Origin of the sequence: Aliivibrio logei, assembly GCF_001691055.1 — a bacterium.
In the GTDB taxonomy this organism is placed as follows: domain Bacteria; phylum Pseudomonadota; class Gammaproteobacteria; order Enterobacterales; family Vibrionaceae; genus Aliivibrio; species Aliivibrio salmonicida.
This window is the reverse complement of sequence record NZ_MAJU01000029.1, coordinates 150,672-164,575: the sequence shown is the minus strand read 5'-3', so window position 1 is coordinate 164,575 and position 13,904 is coordinate 150,672. Positions and strand designations below refer to the sequence as shown.

General features: G+C 38.4%; 15 protein-coding genes. 10 read left to right on the top strand and 5 right to left on the bottom strand.

Annotated features, from left to right (window positions below):
* The first annotated feature begins 1 nt into the window (after position 1).
* The 3 genes from A6E04_RS18820 (at position 2) to A6E04_RS18810 (ending at position 3,878) form a co-directional block, all read left to right on the top strand.
* Positions 2–661 (top strand): response regulator transcription factor, encoded by a 660-nt coding sequence (locus tag A6E04_RS18820; protein WP_017020996.1) that lies wholly within the window; start codon positions 2–4, stop codon positions 659–661.
* Positions 651–1,985: an ATP-binding protein gene (locus tag A6E04_RS18815; RefSeq protein ID WP_017020997.1), complete on the top strand. Its 1,335-nt coding sequence runs from the start codon at positions 651–653 to the stop codon at positions 1,983–1,985. The genes A6E04_RS18820 and A6E04_RS18815 overlap by 11 nt, the downstream gene beginning before the upstream one ends.
* Positions 1,986–2,174: 189 nt before the next feature.
* Positions 2,175–3,878 (top strand): sensor domain-containing diguanylate cyclase, encoded by a 1,704-nt coding sequence (locus tag A6E04_RS18810; protein WP_217491218.1) that lies wholly within the window; start codon positions 2,175–2,177, stop codon positions 3,876–3,878.
* A 46-nt stretch (positions 3,879–3,924) separates the two neighbouring features.
* Here the strand turns inward: A6E04_RS18810 and A6E04_RS18805 are convergent, their stop codons facing one another.
* Positions 3,925–4,950 (bottom strand): nickel/cobalt transporter, encoded by a 1,026-nt coding sequence (locus A6E04_RS18805; protein WP_065612102.1) that lies wholly within the window; start codon positions 4,948–4,950, stop codon positions 3,925–3,927.
* Between the two features lies 1 nt (position 4,951).
* Positions 4,952–5,668, bottom strand: coding sequence for a DUF1007 family protein (locus A6E04_RS18800; RefSeq protein ID WP_065612075.1), 717 nt, complete (start codon positions 5,666–5,668; stop codon positions 4,952–4,954).
* A gap of 255 nt (positions 5,669–5,923) precedes the next feature.
* Between A6E04_RS18800 and A6E04_RS18795 the strand changes: the two genes are divergently transcribed.
* From A6E04_RS18795 to A6E04_RS18785, 3 genes are read left to right on the top strand one after another with little or no spacing between them, the layout of a single operon-like run.
* On the top strand, positions 5,924–6,631 hold the full coding sequence (locus A6E04_RS18795) for a metal ABC transporter ATP-binding protein (protein WP_017021000.1): 708 nt from the start codon (positions 5,924–5,926) through the stop codon (positions 6,629–6,631).
* Positions 6,631–7,512: a metal ABC transporter permease gene (locus tag A6E04_RS18790; protein WP_065612074.1), complete on the top strand. Its 882-nt coding sequence runs from the start codon at positions 6,631–6,633 to the stop codon at positions 7,510–7,512. The genes A6E04_RS18795 and A6E04_RS18790 overlap by 1 nt, the downstream gene beginning before the upstream one ends.
* Positions 7,505–8,416, top strand: coding sequence for a metal ABC transporter substrate-binding protein (locus A6E04_RS18785; protein WP_017021002.1), 912 nt, complete (start codon positions 7,505–7,507; stop codon positions 8,414–8,416). Before A6E04_RS18790 ends, A6E04_RS18785 begins: the two co-directional genes overlap by 8 nt.
* Positions 8,417–8,496: 80 nt before the next feature.
* On the opposite strand, the gene A6E04_RS18780 is transcribed toward A6E04_RS18785, so the two are convergent.
* The gene (locus tag A6E04_RS18780; RefSeq protein ID WP_017021003.1) at positions 8,497–9,237 is read right to left on the bottom strand and encodes a VP0952 family biofilm-associated protein; all 741 of its coding nucleotides are present in this window, start codon (positions 9,235–9,237) and stop codon (positions 8,497–8,499) included.
* Between the two features lie 116 nt (positions 9,238–9,353).
* On the opposite strand from A6E04_RS18780, the gene A6E04_RS18775 reads away from it, so the two are divergent.
* On the top strand, positions 9,354–9,656 hold the full coding sequence (locus A6E04_RS18775; RefSeq protein ID WP_017021004.1) for an MGMT family protein: 303 nt from the start codon (positions 9,354–9,356) through the stop codon (positions 9,654–9,656).
* A gap of 41 nt (positions 9,657–9,697) precedes the next feature.
* Here the strand turns inward: A6E04_RS18775 and A6E04_RS18770 are convergent, their stop codons facing one another.
* Positions 9,698–10,186 carry a YbaY family lipoprotein gene (locus A6E04_RS18770; protein ID WP_017021005.1) on the bottom strand — a complete coding sequence of 163 codons (489 nt, stop codon included), beginning with the start codon at positions 10,184–10,186 and terminating at the stop codon, positions 9,698–9,700.
* Between the two features lie 262 nt (positions 10,187–10,448).
* Here A6E04_RS18770 and tesB point away from each other — a divergent pair, with 262 nt between their 5' ends.
* The gene (gene tesB, locus A6E04_RS18765; RefSeq protein WP_023603512.1) at positions 10,449–11,312 is read left to right on the top strand and encodes an acyl-CoA thioesterase II; all 864 of its coding nucleotides are present in this window, start codon (positions 10,449–10,451) and stop codon (positions 11,310–11,312) included.
* 68 nt (positions 11,313–11,380) lie between these two features.
* On the opposite strand, the gene A6E04_RS18760 is transcribed toward tesB, so the two are convergent.
* Positions 11,381–11,848, bottom strand: coding sequence for an Lrp/AsnC family transcriptional regulator (locus A6E04_RS18760; RefSeq protein WP_065612073.1), 468 nt, complete (start codon positions 11,846–11,848; stop codon positions 11,381–11,383).
* A gap of 119 nt (positions 11,849–11,967) precedes the next feature.
* On the opposite strand from A6E04_RS18760, the gene A6E04_RS18755 reads away from it, so the two are divergent.
* Together A6E04_RS18755 and queC are read left to right on the top strand one after the other, a co-directional pair.
* Complete coding sequence (locus A6E04_RS18755; protein ID WP_065612072.1) at positions 11,968–13,032, top strand: PLP-dependent cysteine synthase family protein; 1,065 nt, start codon at positions 11,968–11,970, stop codon at positions 13,030–13,032.
* Positions 13,033–13,137: 105 nt separating this feature from the next.
* Entirely contained in the window at positions 13,138–13,821 is a 684-nt protein-coding gene (gene queC, locus A6E04_RS18750; protein ID WP_012550525.1) for a 7-cyano-7-deazaguanine synthase QueC, read from the top strand.
* Positions 13,822–13,904: the final 83 nt, after the last annotated feature.

The following is a 13,904-nucleotide window of genomic DNA, read 5'->3' as shown; positions in this document are numbered from 1 at the left end:
TATGAAAATTTTAGTTGTTGAAGATGACCAACGTTTAGGTCAACAAATTATTGACGCTCTCGAAGCAAACAACTGGACACCAGAGCTTTCTCAAGATGGTATTGATGCATTATACCGTGCAACGTCAGAATCTTGGGATGCCATTGTTCTCGATCTAGGTTTACCTAAATTGGATGGGTTGACGGTACTTAAAGGCTTAAGAGATGAATCAGTCAATATTCCTGTCATTATTTTAAGTGCTCGTGATACGTTAACTCAACGCATTGATGGCCTTAATGCAGGGGCTGACGATTACTTAACGAAACCCTTTGAATTACCAGAGTTAATCGCCCGCTTACGCGTTCAACTTCGTCGCGCTTCAGGCAGTGCCTCTTCAGTATTAAAAATCGGTAATTTAAGCTTAGATACGTGTTCTTCTAAAATTGTTTGGTGTGGTGAAACTATCGAATTAACCGCATTAGAATATAAAGTTGTTGCTTACTTTATGCATAACAAAGAAAAAGTCATTTCTCGAACGGAATTAGTCGAACATATCTACAAACAAGATTTTGATCGCGATTCAAATACTATTGAAGTGTTTATTGGACGAATTCGAAGAAAATTATCGCCTTCCGTAATAAAAACAGTGCGTGGACTTGGGTACCAACTTAATGCCGAATAACAAAAGTAACTTCAAGCATTTAAGTTTAAAAAATCGCTTATTGTTAACGACTACCTTATGGTTAAGCCTGATGCTTGTCAGTGCTGGATTATTGATCCCTTATTTAATAAATGACTACTTAACCACAGATATAAAAAAGACACTCAGTCATTCAATGGATGAAATCATTGCGAATTTAGAAGTCGACAGTAACGGAAAATTAGTTCAGTCCGGTCAATTATCTGATCCTCGATTTAAGCGTCCCTACAGTGGACTCTATTGGTATGCCGAAAGTAAAAAGCAAACCTTACGATCTCGCTCTTTATGGGACAGTTCCTTACAAGAAAAAAAACACCATTACCTTGGACCTAATAATGAAGAACTGATCACGATTAAAAAATCAATTTCTTTATTTGATGTAAAAGGCCCGGTCTCCATCATTGTTGGCATTGATAAAGCCCCACTGTCTTCAACCATTGAGCAGGTAATGCAACGAATATGGCTATTATTAAGCCTCTTATTTATTGGCGTATTTACCTTAATCAGTTTTCAGGTAAAATGGTCTTTAAAGCCTTTATCTAAGCTGCAAACCGAGTTGCAAAAACTTCGTGATGGAGAACAAAACGCTTTAAAGCAATATTACCCTAACGAGATCCAACCACTCGTGACTGATCTCAATGCACTCGTTTTCCACTATCAAGAATTATTAGATCGTGCTCGTCATCATGCAGGAAATCTTTCTCATGCTTTAAAAACACCATTGTCCATTTTAAAAAATGAAACAGAAACACTGCCAGAAGAAAAAAAGAAACACTTTGAGCCCGCGTTATATGACTTACAACATCATATTGATTACCACTTAAATCGAGCACGTATGGCTGGCTCAAAACACATTCTATCAGCCAATAGCTCTCCCTCTAAGCGTATTGATAGCATGTCTATTGCCTTTGATAAACTGTACAGCCAACACTCTATTCTCGTTATTAACGAAATAGACTACGATCTTTTAGTCAATGTTGAACAAACGGATTTAGATGAAATTTTAGGAAACCTACTTGAAAACGGGTACAAATGGGCGACATCAATTATTCGTATCACGGCTAATATTGTGGATGATTTTGTTGAAATAAATATTGAAGATGATGGCCTTGGTATTCCCGAAAATAAATTCAAAGAAGTACTAAAAAGAGGTATACGACTGGATGAATCGGTAAAAGGGACAGGACTCGGTCTTAATATCGTACAAGAAGTCATTCATAGTTATCGCGGAAAACTCAACATTTCGAGATCACATTTAGGCGGTGCTAAAATTACGATTTACCTTCCATTATTTAAACAAAATTAATATATCGAGTATCAACAACGCTAAACCACTACCAAAATTAAAACTCTGGTCTGTATCTTGCTTTACAAAAGTATAATGTCAATTTATCTAATACGTTACTAACAAATAACACTATTAAATTTAATGAGCATCAGATACTCTTGCATTTACATCAAACAGAACAACAGACGATTAATTTTTGGCAGTCCAATGAAAAAAAATACCATCAGTAAAAAATGGCTATACTTCCCGATAATTAGCATGGTTATTTCTATGTTTATTGGGCTTTTCGTTTTTAATTCAACACTTTCGGATTGGCTAGAAAAGAAAGTTGAAGGGGGATTATCAAATGAAATCACAAGAACCATCAAAGAAATTAATGAAGACCAAATCTCTTTTGATGATCCTGTTCAGCTCGATATCTATTTCAAAACACAAGTTGAAGTAGCAAAAGAAGACCACATTACTCTAATAAAAGAAGACGGTACTCCAATTGCGGATAGCGATATTTCTTTAGCCTCAGTGTTAGCACTTGAAAACCATTTAAATCGACAAGAAGTTATTGATGCCAAAGATGGTTCGTACGGCACAACGACTCGTTTTAGTACCTCTCGCTTTAAAAATTTACTCTATTCAGCGAAATCATTTGAATACCAAGGACAAACTTACATTCTTCGCGCGGCAACACCATTAACTCGAATAGATGCCATGGTTGAAGAGTTAATGAATATTCTCATTGTTTTGATGGGAATTAACATTGTATTGGTTATTGGCTCTTCTTTGTTAAGTAACAAACTGATTCATCAACAAGTTAAGAATGAGCAAGACCAACAAGAAGAACGCATCGAACAGAGCACGCAAGAAATTGAATTGCTTCATCGCCTTGCCAACATGCTTGCTGCTTGTAATTCAATTACTGAAGCTCAAATGGTGGTTGAAGATATTCTTCCTCGTATTTTAGGCGACGTAAATGGCGTTGTTTCGCTCATCCGCTCATCACGCAATCAATTATTAGTTAAATTGGATTGGGGTGGCTCATGGCCAGGAAGTAAAACCTATGCTCCTGAAGAGTGCTGGGCATTACGAAAAGGCAAATTCCACCTGGCTAATGATAAATACACCACACTTCCTTGTTCACATATGGCGGCCACCGGTACAGATCAAACCCTATGTATCCCATTGATTGCTCATGGTAATACAATAGGAATGATGCATCTTTATCTTGGTCCAAATAAAGACATTGAAGAAAAAACTCAAAAACTGGCATTTACAGTCGCAGAACATTTGGGCCTTGCACTTGCTAATCTCAACTTACAAGAAAAGCTTCGAGAACAAGCAATCAGTGACCCATTAACAGGGCTATATAATCGCCGTTATTACGAAGAAACCATTAATCAAGAATTGATGCGATCTAATCGACACAAACAAGAAATGTCGTTATTAATGCTCGATTTAGACCATTTTAAACGATTTAATGATAATTACGGGCATGACGCTGGTGATTACGTGCTGAAAACCATTGGTTCCTTACTGCTTAGTACCATGCGTGGAGAAGATACGATTTGTCGTCTTGGTGGCGAAGAACTCGCGATTATCTTACCCAATACCAATGCTGAAGCGGCAATCAAGGTTGCTAACAGCTTATGTCGATCAGTCAGTGATTTACATCTAGCCATCAAAGATTTATCTCTTGGCAAGTTAAGCGTCTCTATTGGTATCTCAACTTACCCTGCGAATGGCCTGCAAGCCGATGACTTAACTAAATTGGCTGATATTGCTCTTTATGAAGCAAAAGGAAGAGGACGAGATCAATCTTGCCATTATGATGATTTAACCCAAAACGCAGAAAGCATCATTGAAAATACAGATAAAAATACGTGTAACAATGAAAATGTGACCGCGATAAAACAGTAAGTGGGTACAATAAAAGAGGCTGATAATTCGGCCTCTTTCATTCCCATTACACCTTAAATATTGGCGACATCCCAAGCACTTGAGAGTTAAGTAACAGCAATCCAAAAATCATTAAGACAATCCCCCCACTTAGCTGCAACAGTGAATGAGCCCGAGTTACACGTGGTGCACTTTTACTCGCTACTTTTAAATAACGCTGCACGACTTTCTTTCCAGTAATCGTCATCACAGCGATCGTTGATGTTGTCAGTGCAGTGCCTATCGCCATAACAAAAGCACTTATCACCCCAAGCCAATAAATATTAATCATATTAGCAAAAAGTAAGACCATTATAGCCCCAGTACAAGGCCGCATGCCGATGCTAATAATAATACCGATGTATTCTCTCACAGAAGAAGCACGGTTCATTTCATCTGCAGTAGCAAAATGTTTATGACCGCATGAACAAGAAGAGACCGCGGTATTATTTATATTTTGATTGCTCAATAAAGAAGACGGCCTGATCCTCACTGCCCCTTTTATTTTAAATCCCCCTTCTTTTGGGTTGTTCAAAGAACGCCATAATTGCCTTAATGATCGAATCACAATTAAGCCACCAAGAATCAACACAATATAAAAACTCAATCTAATGAATTGGTCTGCTTGCGCATTGACTTCATGCATTGACGCTTTAAATAAAACCAGAAGCACAGAGACTAAAGTAACCGCGACAAGCGCCTGCACCATTGAGGATAATAAGGTTAAAAGTAAACTGGTGTTCACCTTTGTTGGATGAGTGACCAGATAAGTCGTTACGATCATCTTTCCATGTCCGGGACCTAATGAATGAAACATCCCATATAAAAAACTTAAGCCAATTAACATGACCCCTGAAGCTACATTATCAGCCTTTGCTTCATAAAGAAGATCACTTAATTCAGCATAAATATCTCGTTGCATATTAATACTTGTTATCACCAAAGAAGGCCACTCCTGCCATAAAACATCCAGAGCAATAATACTTACCGTAATAAAAACTAAGATATTGATAACCGGTTTCATTGCCTGTTTGGACATTTTTGAACTTATCATTTTATTCACTCACTTCACCTTTTGGATTCATACCTACTTTGCAATGAACAACCGCACGTTGTGTAAAAAGTTGCCCCAACGCATTATCAGGGGCGGCATCTTGAGGCAATGACATCGCGTAAGCCATCTGTTTTGCGGTTGGGTGAGGGGTTATGATTTCAACCCTACATTGTTGAGATAATGCTTTCGAAAGCGTAATTGATGTCTCATTTTTCCATGCCATATCAACGTAAAAACTTGGCTCAAAAACCCTTAAGTTAAGTGACGATGATGTGATTTTTTGAGGTTTACCCAAGCGTAAATCAAAAGAAAGCGTTAGTTTCCCTTTCTTTTGAGTTAATCGCCCATGTTGATGCAGTGTAAATTTTATCGGTGTTTTATTCTCATCAAAATAGGTGTAATAGTGTGAACCTGAAACATTATTTATCATTGAATCAGCCAATTTCCTCATCGTTTCTACTCTATTTTCAGAAGATAAATCCTCCCCATCAAGAGCATACGCAGATGTCATTGCATCAAACGTCCAATTCATTGCTAAACCAGTAATTGTATTTTCGGTGCCTTCAATTGTTGTTGTCATATCAACCCAAGAATGAGGATGAGCAAACACAATACAAGGAAAAAACGCTGCGGCTATCAAGATCGTTTTTGCCCACTTAGGAATTTTATTACTTTCATTTTTTTCTGATTTATTTACTTTACTCTCTCGGCTATCCATTAAATCTAATACCTCGTATTACCCTCTCTTATTACGTTTAATATAAATGAAGGCTTGCATTAATGTTATGTTATAACATAACATTAAAAGCAACAGAACACTTATTCGCTCATGGCCTTAAAATGAAAAAAAGAGTTCCAAAATCACAAAATAAATCGTGGCTATTTTCCAGTGCTATTCAACGATTAACGATCGTTATATTCATAATATCAATATGTTACTTTGTCTTAATTTCGTTGTTGTAGAGAAAAAATAATGATTAAAATTGACTCTTTAACGGTCTATTACAATGATAATCTCGCACTTGATTCTGTTTCTGTCGATATTCAGCCACAAGATTTCGTCGCTATTATTGGTCCAAACGGCGCAGGTAAATCGACGTTATTAAAATCGATTATGCGCCAAATAAAACCAGTTTCTGGCTCTATTAGTCTCCCAAAAGAACACAAAAAAATAATGGCTTATCTACCGCAATCACATCAAATAGAACGTAACTTCCCAATTTCAGTAGAAGAATTTATTTCAGCGGGTGCTTGGTTACGAACCAGTTTCTGGCGTCATTTTTCTCACAAAGAACATACTCGCCTGCATGAAGCACTTAGAACCGTAAAGCTAATAGGAATGGAGAAACGACAAATAAGTGAATTATCTGGAGGACAATTTCAGCGTATGTTATTTGCAAGAATGCTAATGCAAGATGCGTCAATATTACTGCTTGATGAACCCTTTACCGCCATTGATAGCCAAACCGTTTTCGATTTAATGCAGGTTCTTCGTGACTGCCAGAAACAAGGTAAAACCATCATTGCAGTCGTTCATGATCTTTCTCTTGTTCAGCACTATTTTGATAAATCCATATTAATGGCCACTACATTAATTAAAGCAGGTAGCACAAGTGATGTTCTTCAGCCCACTTGGCTCTCTAAGGCCGGCTATCAACATGGTTGTGGGGTAATCGAATAATGACGTCATATCACTTTTTAATTAACCCTTTTATCGAGTTTTCGTTTATGCAACGCGCATTATGGGGCTGTGTTGTTCTTAGTTTAAGCGCTACGCCTATCGGGGTATTTCTTACATTAAGAAAAATGAGCCTCACCGGAGATGCAATGTCTCACGCTATTCTTCCTGGAGCCGCTATCGGTTTTCTTATTTCAGGTGTATCGGTTACTGCTATGACGATTGGAGGGGTAGTTGCAGGGTGTATTGTTGCCGGATTATCAGGTCTAGTCGCTCGCCATACGAAAATTGGAGAAGACTCCAGCATGGCAGCCTTTTATCTAATGTCACTCGCGTTAGGCGTTATTATTATTTCGTCTAAAGGCAGTAATTTAGATCTACTCCACGTTCTTTTTGGTTCGACACTTGCTCTTAATAACGATGCGCTGATTTTAATCACGATCATTGCCAGCGTCACATTGTGTATTCTTGCGATTCTCTATCGCCCTATCGTCCTTGAATGTGTTGATCCCGCTTTTTTTAAAACCATAAGTCGTTTAAGTAGTGTTGCTCATTTCAGTTTTTTATTTTTACTGGTCTTAAATCTTGTTGCCGGATTTCATGCATTAGGAACCTTAATGGCGGTAGGACTGATGGTATTGCCGGCCACTATTGCTCAATTTTGGTCCAAACAATTACGATCAATGTTACTCATTGCTTTCATTATTGCCGCATTAAGTTGTTACCTCGGCTTAATTCTTTCTTATTACTTCAGTTTTGCCACTAGTCCCGCCATCGTTCTCGTTATGGGAGTGTTTTATTTGCTCTCTTTATTCTTCGGTTCACAAAGCGGCTTTATTTCTACTCACGTACTCAAATTACAAACAGGGAAAAAACATGTCTAACACATTGTTCACAATTCCAGTATTAGCCCTCACTCTAGGGCTTAGCCACTCAGCCATCGCGTCAGAGCAAATGCCAGTGATCACTAGCTTTTCTATTTTAGGCGATATCGTATCTCAAATAGGAGGAGACCATATTGCGATAACTAATCTAGTCAAAGCCAATGGGGATGCCCATGTTTATCAACCAACCCCTATTGATGCAAAAGAAATTTCACAGGCGAAATTAGTTATTATGAATGGCTTGGGATTTGAAGGTTGGATGCCTCGTTTAATCGAATCCTCCAATTTTAAAGGAATCGAAATCATTGCATCAAATGGAATAACGCCGTTAACAAGGGAGGAGGAAGATCATCATCATGAAACTGATCATCAGCATGGAAACTACGACCCACACGCATGGAACAGTGTTAGAAATGTGAAAATTTACGTTAAAAATATAGAAGCGGGATTAATCAACGCGGACCCTAAAAACAGCGATGATTATAAGAAAAATGCAGATAATTATTTACAAAAACTGGATAAGCTAGAGATCACCATTCATCAAGAATTGGATAAAATACCACAATCCAAAAGAACCATAATCACACCTCATGATGCATTTGGTTATTTTTCTCGCGATTACAATGTCACGTTCTATGCACCTCAAGGAACAAGTACCGAATCGGAAGCCAGCGCTGCGGATGTTGCAACCATAATTCGACAAATAAGAAAGGACGATATCCAAGCCGTCTTTATCGAAAATATTACTGATAATAGAATGATCGAACAAATAAGTAACGAAACACACGCTCACATTGGTGGAAAGCTGTATTCAGATGCACTTTCAGGTCCCGATGAGCCAGCAACAAGCTATATAAAACTAATGCAGCACAATGTAAATACCATTACTCAAGCCCTAAAATAACCATTACCTATTATGTAACTAAAAGCACTCAAAAAGCCTTTAGTTACATAAAGAACACTAATAAATAAGATTAAAGCCACTTAATCTGGCGTTTCTTCTTCATCGACTTGAAGCATGAAATCCGTAACCCAACCGATCAAAAGAATCATCACCCACGACACCATTATCGAATTGGGTACTTCAAATTGCGGTGAAATAATTAATGTTGCAAAACCCAGCACTGGCAATACCCAAGAAAGCATTGATAACCAACTGTGGTATTTTGAACGCCCCACACTTTGTAAACAAACAATCAATCCAGTGATCGATAATGCGACAAGTGCAGCATGCTGCAAACCACCAATCCACAAAGGAATAACAAGGACTATCGGCCACCATGCGTTCTTATTCACCGGTTTCCAACTTCTCGCGGCAACCCAAACTAACACTACACTAATAATTTGAGTCAACGTCGCCCACGCACTTCCTAGTAATTTGCCTTCATACTGCAACGCCATGATCCCCGCTTCCATAGCAATAACCACTGACGCAACAAAAACAATCAAGTGAATACTTTTACGATGAGAAAAGATAACGATAAGAAGCGGAAACAAAGTCCAAACAGAAATAGACAAAGGAAGAGGCTGATAGCTTAATGTTAAACCAAATAGAGACAAACCAGCAATTAAAATCCAAGTAGCAACTCCCCCTTGTGGCAACAACCATAAAATAGGGATCGCTAAGGCTAATAATGGTAAATCGCCACCACTGACCCCAAAAGCCAATACACCAACAACAACAAGAACCAAACTTAACAAAATATTCAATACAAACAAAAACATCGCTTCCCCTCCATGGTTTAGCTTAAGGGTGTTAACCTTGTTATCGTTTTAGTTTAGCGGCAATATAGGGTTTTATCACTGATTCACCTCACTTTAATTAAAAGGTTGTTACGTCAATGAATGACTTTGCTCAAAGTATTTACACGAATCTTCTTCATGTCCCAAAAGGACGAGTGATAACCTATGGGCAACTTGCCAAACTTGCAGGATACCCAAACCATTCAAGACAGGTAGGTAAATTACTCGCAAAACTGCCTAACGATACAAAACTGGCTTGGTATCGAGTGATCAATTCACAAGGAAAAATATCATTGACTGGAGAACGTTTTTTCGTACAAAAAGCGAAATTAGAAGAGGAAGGGATTAGCATTAAAGACGACGGTAGAATTGAACATTTTAAGAAAGTAATAATGCGCTAATCTAAAGCACATTATTACTTCATATCATTTATAATGACGACTTACTGACGAACACCTTTTAGCAATAGGTCTTGAGTCATTGTTTTTTCTTGGTCAGTAATCACCGCATAATTGGTATCCGTTGTGAAACGTAATTTACCATCAACCATAATCGTTGCTCGTACTGAATAACGGTGATTCGCTTTAATATCTGCTGTTTTGAAATCCAGAGCGTAATTAAATGGCGATGATTTGTCAGCCGCTTTAAATGTTTGCTCAGAAATCGTTTTCGATGGTGCATCAGCTAAAGATACATCCGCCAGAGTTACGGTAATAACAGCCGTTGGTGGCAATGCAATACGCTCACGATAGCCAACTGAACCCGTTACTGTCTGTGTAACTACCGCTTGAGGCTCTTCTACCTGAGCAGTTTCAACTTGAACAGCCACTTCAGAAGCAACAGGCGCTTTCGCTGTTTTTTCTGTTGAATTACAACCAACCATAGCAACACTTGTAACCACTGACAAAGCAATTAATAATGACTTTTTCATTGTTTTACTCTCTTTTAATTATAAATGTGTGTCGATGTTCTAAATGTACAATTCCATTCGACTGACAACAAATATAAACCCAATAATCGACGCTGTCTTCCTCCTTACTTCATCTTTGACAAAACGCTGACTCAGTATAAGATTTCATAACACAACCTTGATGTTGATCCTCCTCTTATTAACACCCTATTTAACTTATTGAACTCAAGCTGAATCTATTTCACAATAGAGCGATAACGTTAGAATTAAAAAGGCATTCTTGATGAACAAACCACTTAATGAATTATTAACCCTGTTGCAATTAGAACAACTCGAACAAGGGCTATTTAGAGGGCAAAGCGAGAACCTAGGCTTACCTCAAGTATATGGTGGTCAAGTCATTGGACAGGCTTTATCGGCCGCTCGCTATACCGTTGATAACGCCAGAACGGTGCATTCTTTTCACAGCTATTTCCTTTATCCTGGTGATCCTGAAAAAGCCATCATCTACGATGTAGAAAACCTACGAGATGGCAGAAGTTTCAGCACTCGTCGAGTGAAAGCTATTCAAAATGGTCGCCCTATTTTCTACTTAACGGCGTCTTATCATGGTGATGAACCTGGATTTGAACATCAATCAAAAATGCCAGAAATTGCGGGCCCTGAAAACTTCGCCTCTGAAACTCAACTTGCAGAAGCAATTAAGCACGTACTTCCACCTCAAATACAAAAAATATTCTGCAGCGAAAAACCGATCGAAGTTCGCCCAGTAAATATCATAAATCCATTAGCCCCTAAAAAAGCAGCGCCAACACAACATTTATGGATCAAAGCCAATGGTGATTTACCTGATATCCAGTTGATCCATCAATATATATTGGCTTATGCGTCTGATTGGGGATTCTTAACGACGGCACTTCACCCGCACGAAGTCAGCTTGCTCACTCCGAATTTCCAAGTGGCAACCATTGATCATTCAATGTGGTTCCACCGCCCATTCAAAATGGATGAATGGTTGCTTTACTCAATTGAAAGTACCAACGCCAGCGGCTCTCGTGGCTTAGTCCGTGGCGAGATATTCAACCAAAAAGGCGAACTTGTGGCATCTGCAATGCAAGAAGGCTTAATGAGAATGAAAAACAAATAAGTACTTAATCTGTTTAAAAACGCGTAAGGCGCATCAATTGCTCTTACGCATTTTTGATCTCACTTTTATTACAGAGGTAATTCAGTTGTGTATTTCAATGGTTCCATAGCGAAGGTACTGGTTACATTGGATATACCATCCACACTATTAACCAATTTCTTATAGAAGCTATCGAAAGCTTTCATGTCTTCAGCTAAAACTTTCATCATATAATCATATTCACCAGCCATACGATAAAACTCCATGACCTCGGGAAAGTCAGACACCGTATCAACAAATTTTGAATACCATTCATGCGAATGATTTGATGTTTTTATTAATACAAACGCATTAAAGCTCAGTCCCAATTTCTCAGGATTTAACAAGGCCACTTTTTTCTCAATAACCCCACCCTCTTCTAAGCGCTTTAATCGCTTCCAACAAGGGGTTGTCGTTAAGTTTACCGCTTCAGCAAGTTCACTCAGAGAAATCGTACTGTCTTTTTGTAGTAAAGAAAGTAAGGTAATATCCACTTTATCTAGTTCATGTTTTCCCATTCATTCCCACCTGTAGAATTAATTTCTCTTTAACTGCTAATATACAGTAAATATAGCAAAGTTTTTCTCAAGTAACAGAGGTACATTATTCACATCGTCCATATTTAAGGAAAAGAATTATGTGTACAGATCATAACTGGATTAATAACGCTATTCGTAAAATAGAAGCGGACTACCAACGCTCTGCGGATACCCATCTCATTAAGCTTGATTTGCCAATGCTTAATGGTATTGATGTTTACCTAAAGGATGAAAGTACGCATCCAACAGGGTCACTTAAGCATCGCTTAGCCCGATCTCTTTTCCTTTATGCCATCTCAAATGGATGGATTGGCCCTAACACCCCGATTATTGAATCCTCATCAGGCAGTACTGCGGTATCTGAAGCCTATTTCGCACGTCTTTTAGGTCTTCCTTTTATTGCTGTCGTGCCTCGCTGTACCGCGAGTAAAAAAATAGAAATGATTCAGTTCTATGGCGGTAAAACGCATTTTGTCGAACGTTCTGATGAAATTTATGCAGAATCTCGCCGTTTAGCGCAAGAGTTAGATGGTCATTATATGGATCAATTTACTTACGCAGAGCGAGCAACGGATTGGCGTGGCAACAATAACATCGCTGACAGTATATTCAGTCAAATGAAATTAGAAGATCACCCTGAACCAACATGGATCGTAATGAATCCAGGGACTGGCGGAACGTCAGCAACCATTGGTCGCTTCATTCGATATCAAAAATACCACACGAAATTGTGCGTGGTTGATCCTGAAAATTCGGTATTCCATGATTTCTATAAAACAGGCAATAAAGATCTAACATTAGAATGTGGAAGTAAAATTGAAGGAATTGGGCGTCCGCGAGTGGAACCTAGCTTTATTCCAGGCGTCATTGATGAAATGCGCACCATTCCTGACGCAGCAAGTGTTGCAACAGCACGTTGGCTAGAAGGCATTCTAGGCAGAAAAGCAGGGGCTTCAACAGGAACCAATTTACATGGCGCATTACAATTGGCTTGTGAAATGGAGCAACGTGGTGAAAAAGGATCTATTGTGACTTTATTGTGTGACAGTGGTGACCGTTATTTGGATACATACTATAACGATGAATGGGTAGCTAAACATATTGGCGACCTAACACCTTATCTCGCTCAGTTAAAAAACTTCGAACACACAGGTCAGCTGTAACCCTACGAGTAAACCCCATTATCAAAGCCATCATTAACGTGATGGCTTTTTTATCTATTCTTCCTTACTATGCTCACTAATTACAAAACTTGGAGTTAATGACCTATGTCTACAGCTATTGTTGTTTTTAGTGGCGGTCAAGATTCGACCACTTGTTTAATTCAAGCACTTACCCATTATGATCATGTTCATTGTATTACTTTTGATTATGGCCAACGTCATAATCAAGAAATTGAAGTAGCTAAATCTGTCGCTTTAGACTTAGGGGCAACCTCTCACAAAGTCATGGATGTGGGTTTATTAAATGAATTGGCCGTCAGTTCGTTAACTCGCGATAACATACCGGTTTCTCATGAACTGCAAGAGAATGGTTTACCGAATTCATTTGTTCCTGGTCGTAATATTTTATTTTTAACTCTTGCTGGTATTTATGCATACCAATTAGGTGCAGAAAGCGTTATCACGGGCGTATGTGAAACTGACTTTTCTGGTTACCCTGATTGTCGAGATGAATTTGTAAAATCGATTAATCAATCTCTTGTATTAGGAATGGATCGTAAATTAAAAATCGATACTCCTTTAATGTGGCTAAATAAAGCGGAAACATGGGCATTAGCCGATAAGTACGGCAAGTTAGATTATGTTCGTAATCAAACATTAACCTGCTATAACGGCGTTATTGGTGATGGCTGTGGTGATTGCCCATCATGTGACTTGCGCAAAAATGGTTTAGACGACTATTTAGCAAATAAAGAATCAGTAATGGCTGACTTAGAGTCAAAAATTTAATACTGATGTTTGCTTTATTCATGCATAAAAAAACCGCAAAGTAATCGTATTACTTTGCGGTTTTTTATATCAATCACATCTAT

What these genes read in the sequence shown, in the direction of transcription:
- A6E04_RS18790 (WP_065612074.1), top strand. Translation starts at nt 6,631, where the DNA reads ATGACGTCATATCACTTTTTAATTAACCCTTTTATCGAGTTTTCGTTT.
- A6E04_RS18780 (WP_017021003.1), bottom strand. Translation starts at nt 9,237, where the DNA reads ATGTTTTTGTTTGTATTGAATATTTTGTTAAGTTTGGTTCTTGTTGTT.
- tesB (WP_023603512.1), top strand. Translation starts at nt 10,449, where the DNA reads ATGAACAAACCACTTAATGAATTATTAACCCTGTTGCAATTAGAACAA.
- A6E04_RS18775 (WP_017021004.1), top strand. Translation starts at nt 9,354, where the DNA reads ATGAATGACTTTGCTCAAAGTATTTACACGAATCTTCTTCATGTCCCA.
- A6E04_RS18760 (WP_065612073.1), bottom strand. Translation starts at nt 11,848, where the DNA reads ATGGGAAAACATGAACTAGATAAAGTGGATATTACCTTACTTTCTTTA.
- A6E04_RS18770 (WP_017021005.1), bottom strand. Translation starts at nt 10,186, where the DNA reads ATGAAAAAGTCATTATTAATTGCTTTGTCAGTGGTTACAAGTGTTGCT.
- A6E04_RS18820 (WP_017020996.1), top strand. Translation starts at nt 2, where the DNA reads ATGAAAATTTTAGTTGTTGAAGATGACCAACGTTTAGGTCAACAAATT.
- A6E04_RS18755 (WP_065612072.1), top strand. Translation starts at nt 11,968, where the DNA reads ATGTGTACAGATCATAACTGGATTAATAACGCTATTCGTAAAATAGAA.
- A6E04_RS18800 (WP_065612075.1), bottom strand. Translation starts at nt 5,668, where the DNA reads ATGGATAGCCGAGAGAGTAAAGTAAATAAATCAGAAAAAAATGAAAGT.
- A6E04_RS18815 (WP_017020997.1), top strand. Translation starts at nt 651, where the DNA reads ATGCCGAATAACAAAAGTAACTTCAAGCATTTAAGTTTAAAAAATCGC.
- A6E04_RS18810 (WP_217491218.1), top strand. Translation starts at nt 2,175, where the DNA reads ATGAAAAAAAATACCATCAGTAAAAAATGGCTATACTTCCCGATAATT.
- A6E04_RS18795 (WP_017021000.1), top strand. Translation starts at nt 5,924, where the DNA reads ATGATTAAAATTGACTCTTTAACGGTCTATTACAATGATAATCTCGCA.
- A6E04_RS18785 (WP_017021002.1), top strand. Translation starts at nt 7,505, where the DNA reads ATGTCTAACACATTGTTCACAATTCCAGTATTAGCCCTCACTCTAGGG.
- A6E04_RS18805 (WP_065612102.1), bottom strand. Translation starts at nt 4,950, where the DNA reads ATGATAAGTTCAAAAATGTCCAAACAGGCAATGAAACCGGTTATCAAT.
- queC (WP_012550525.1), top strand. Translation starts at nt 13,138, where the DNA reads ATGTCTACAGCTATTGTTGTTTTTAGTGGCGGTCAAGATTCGACCACT.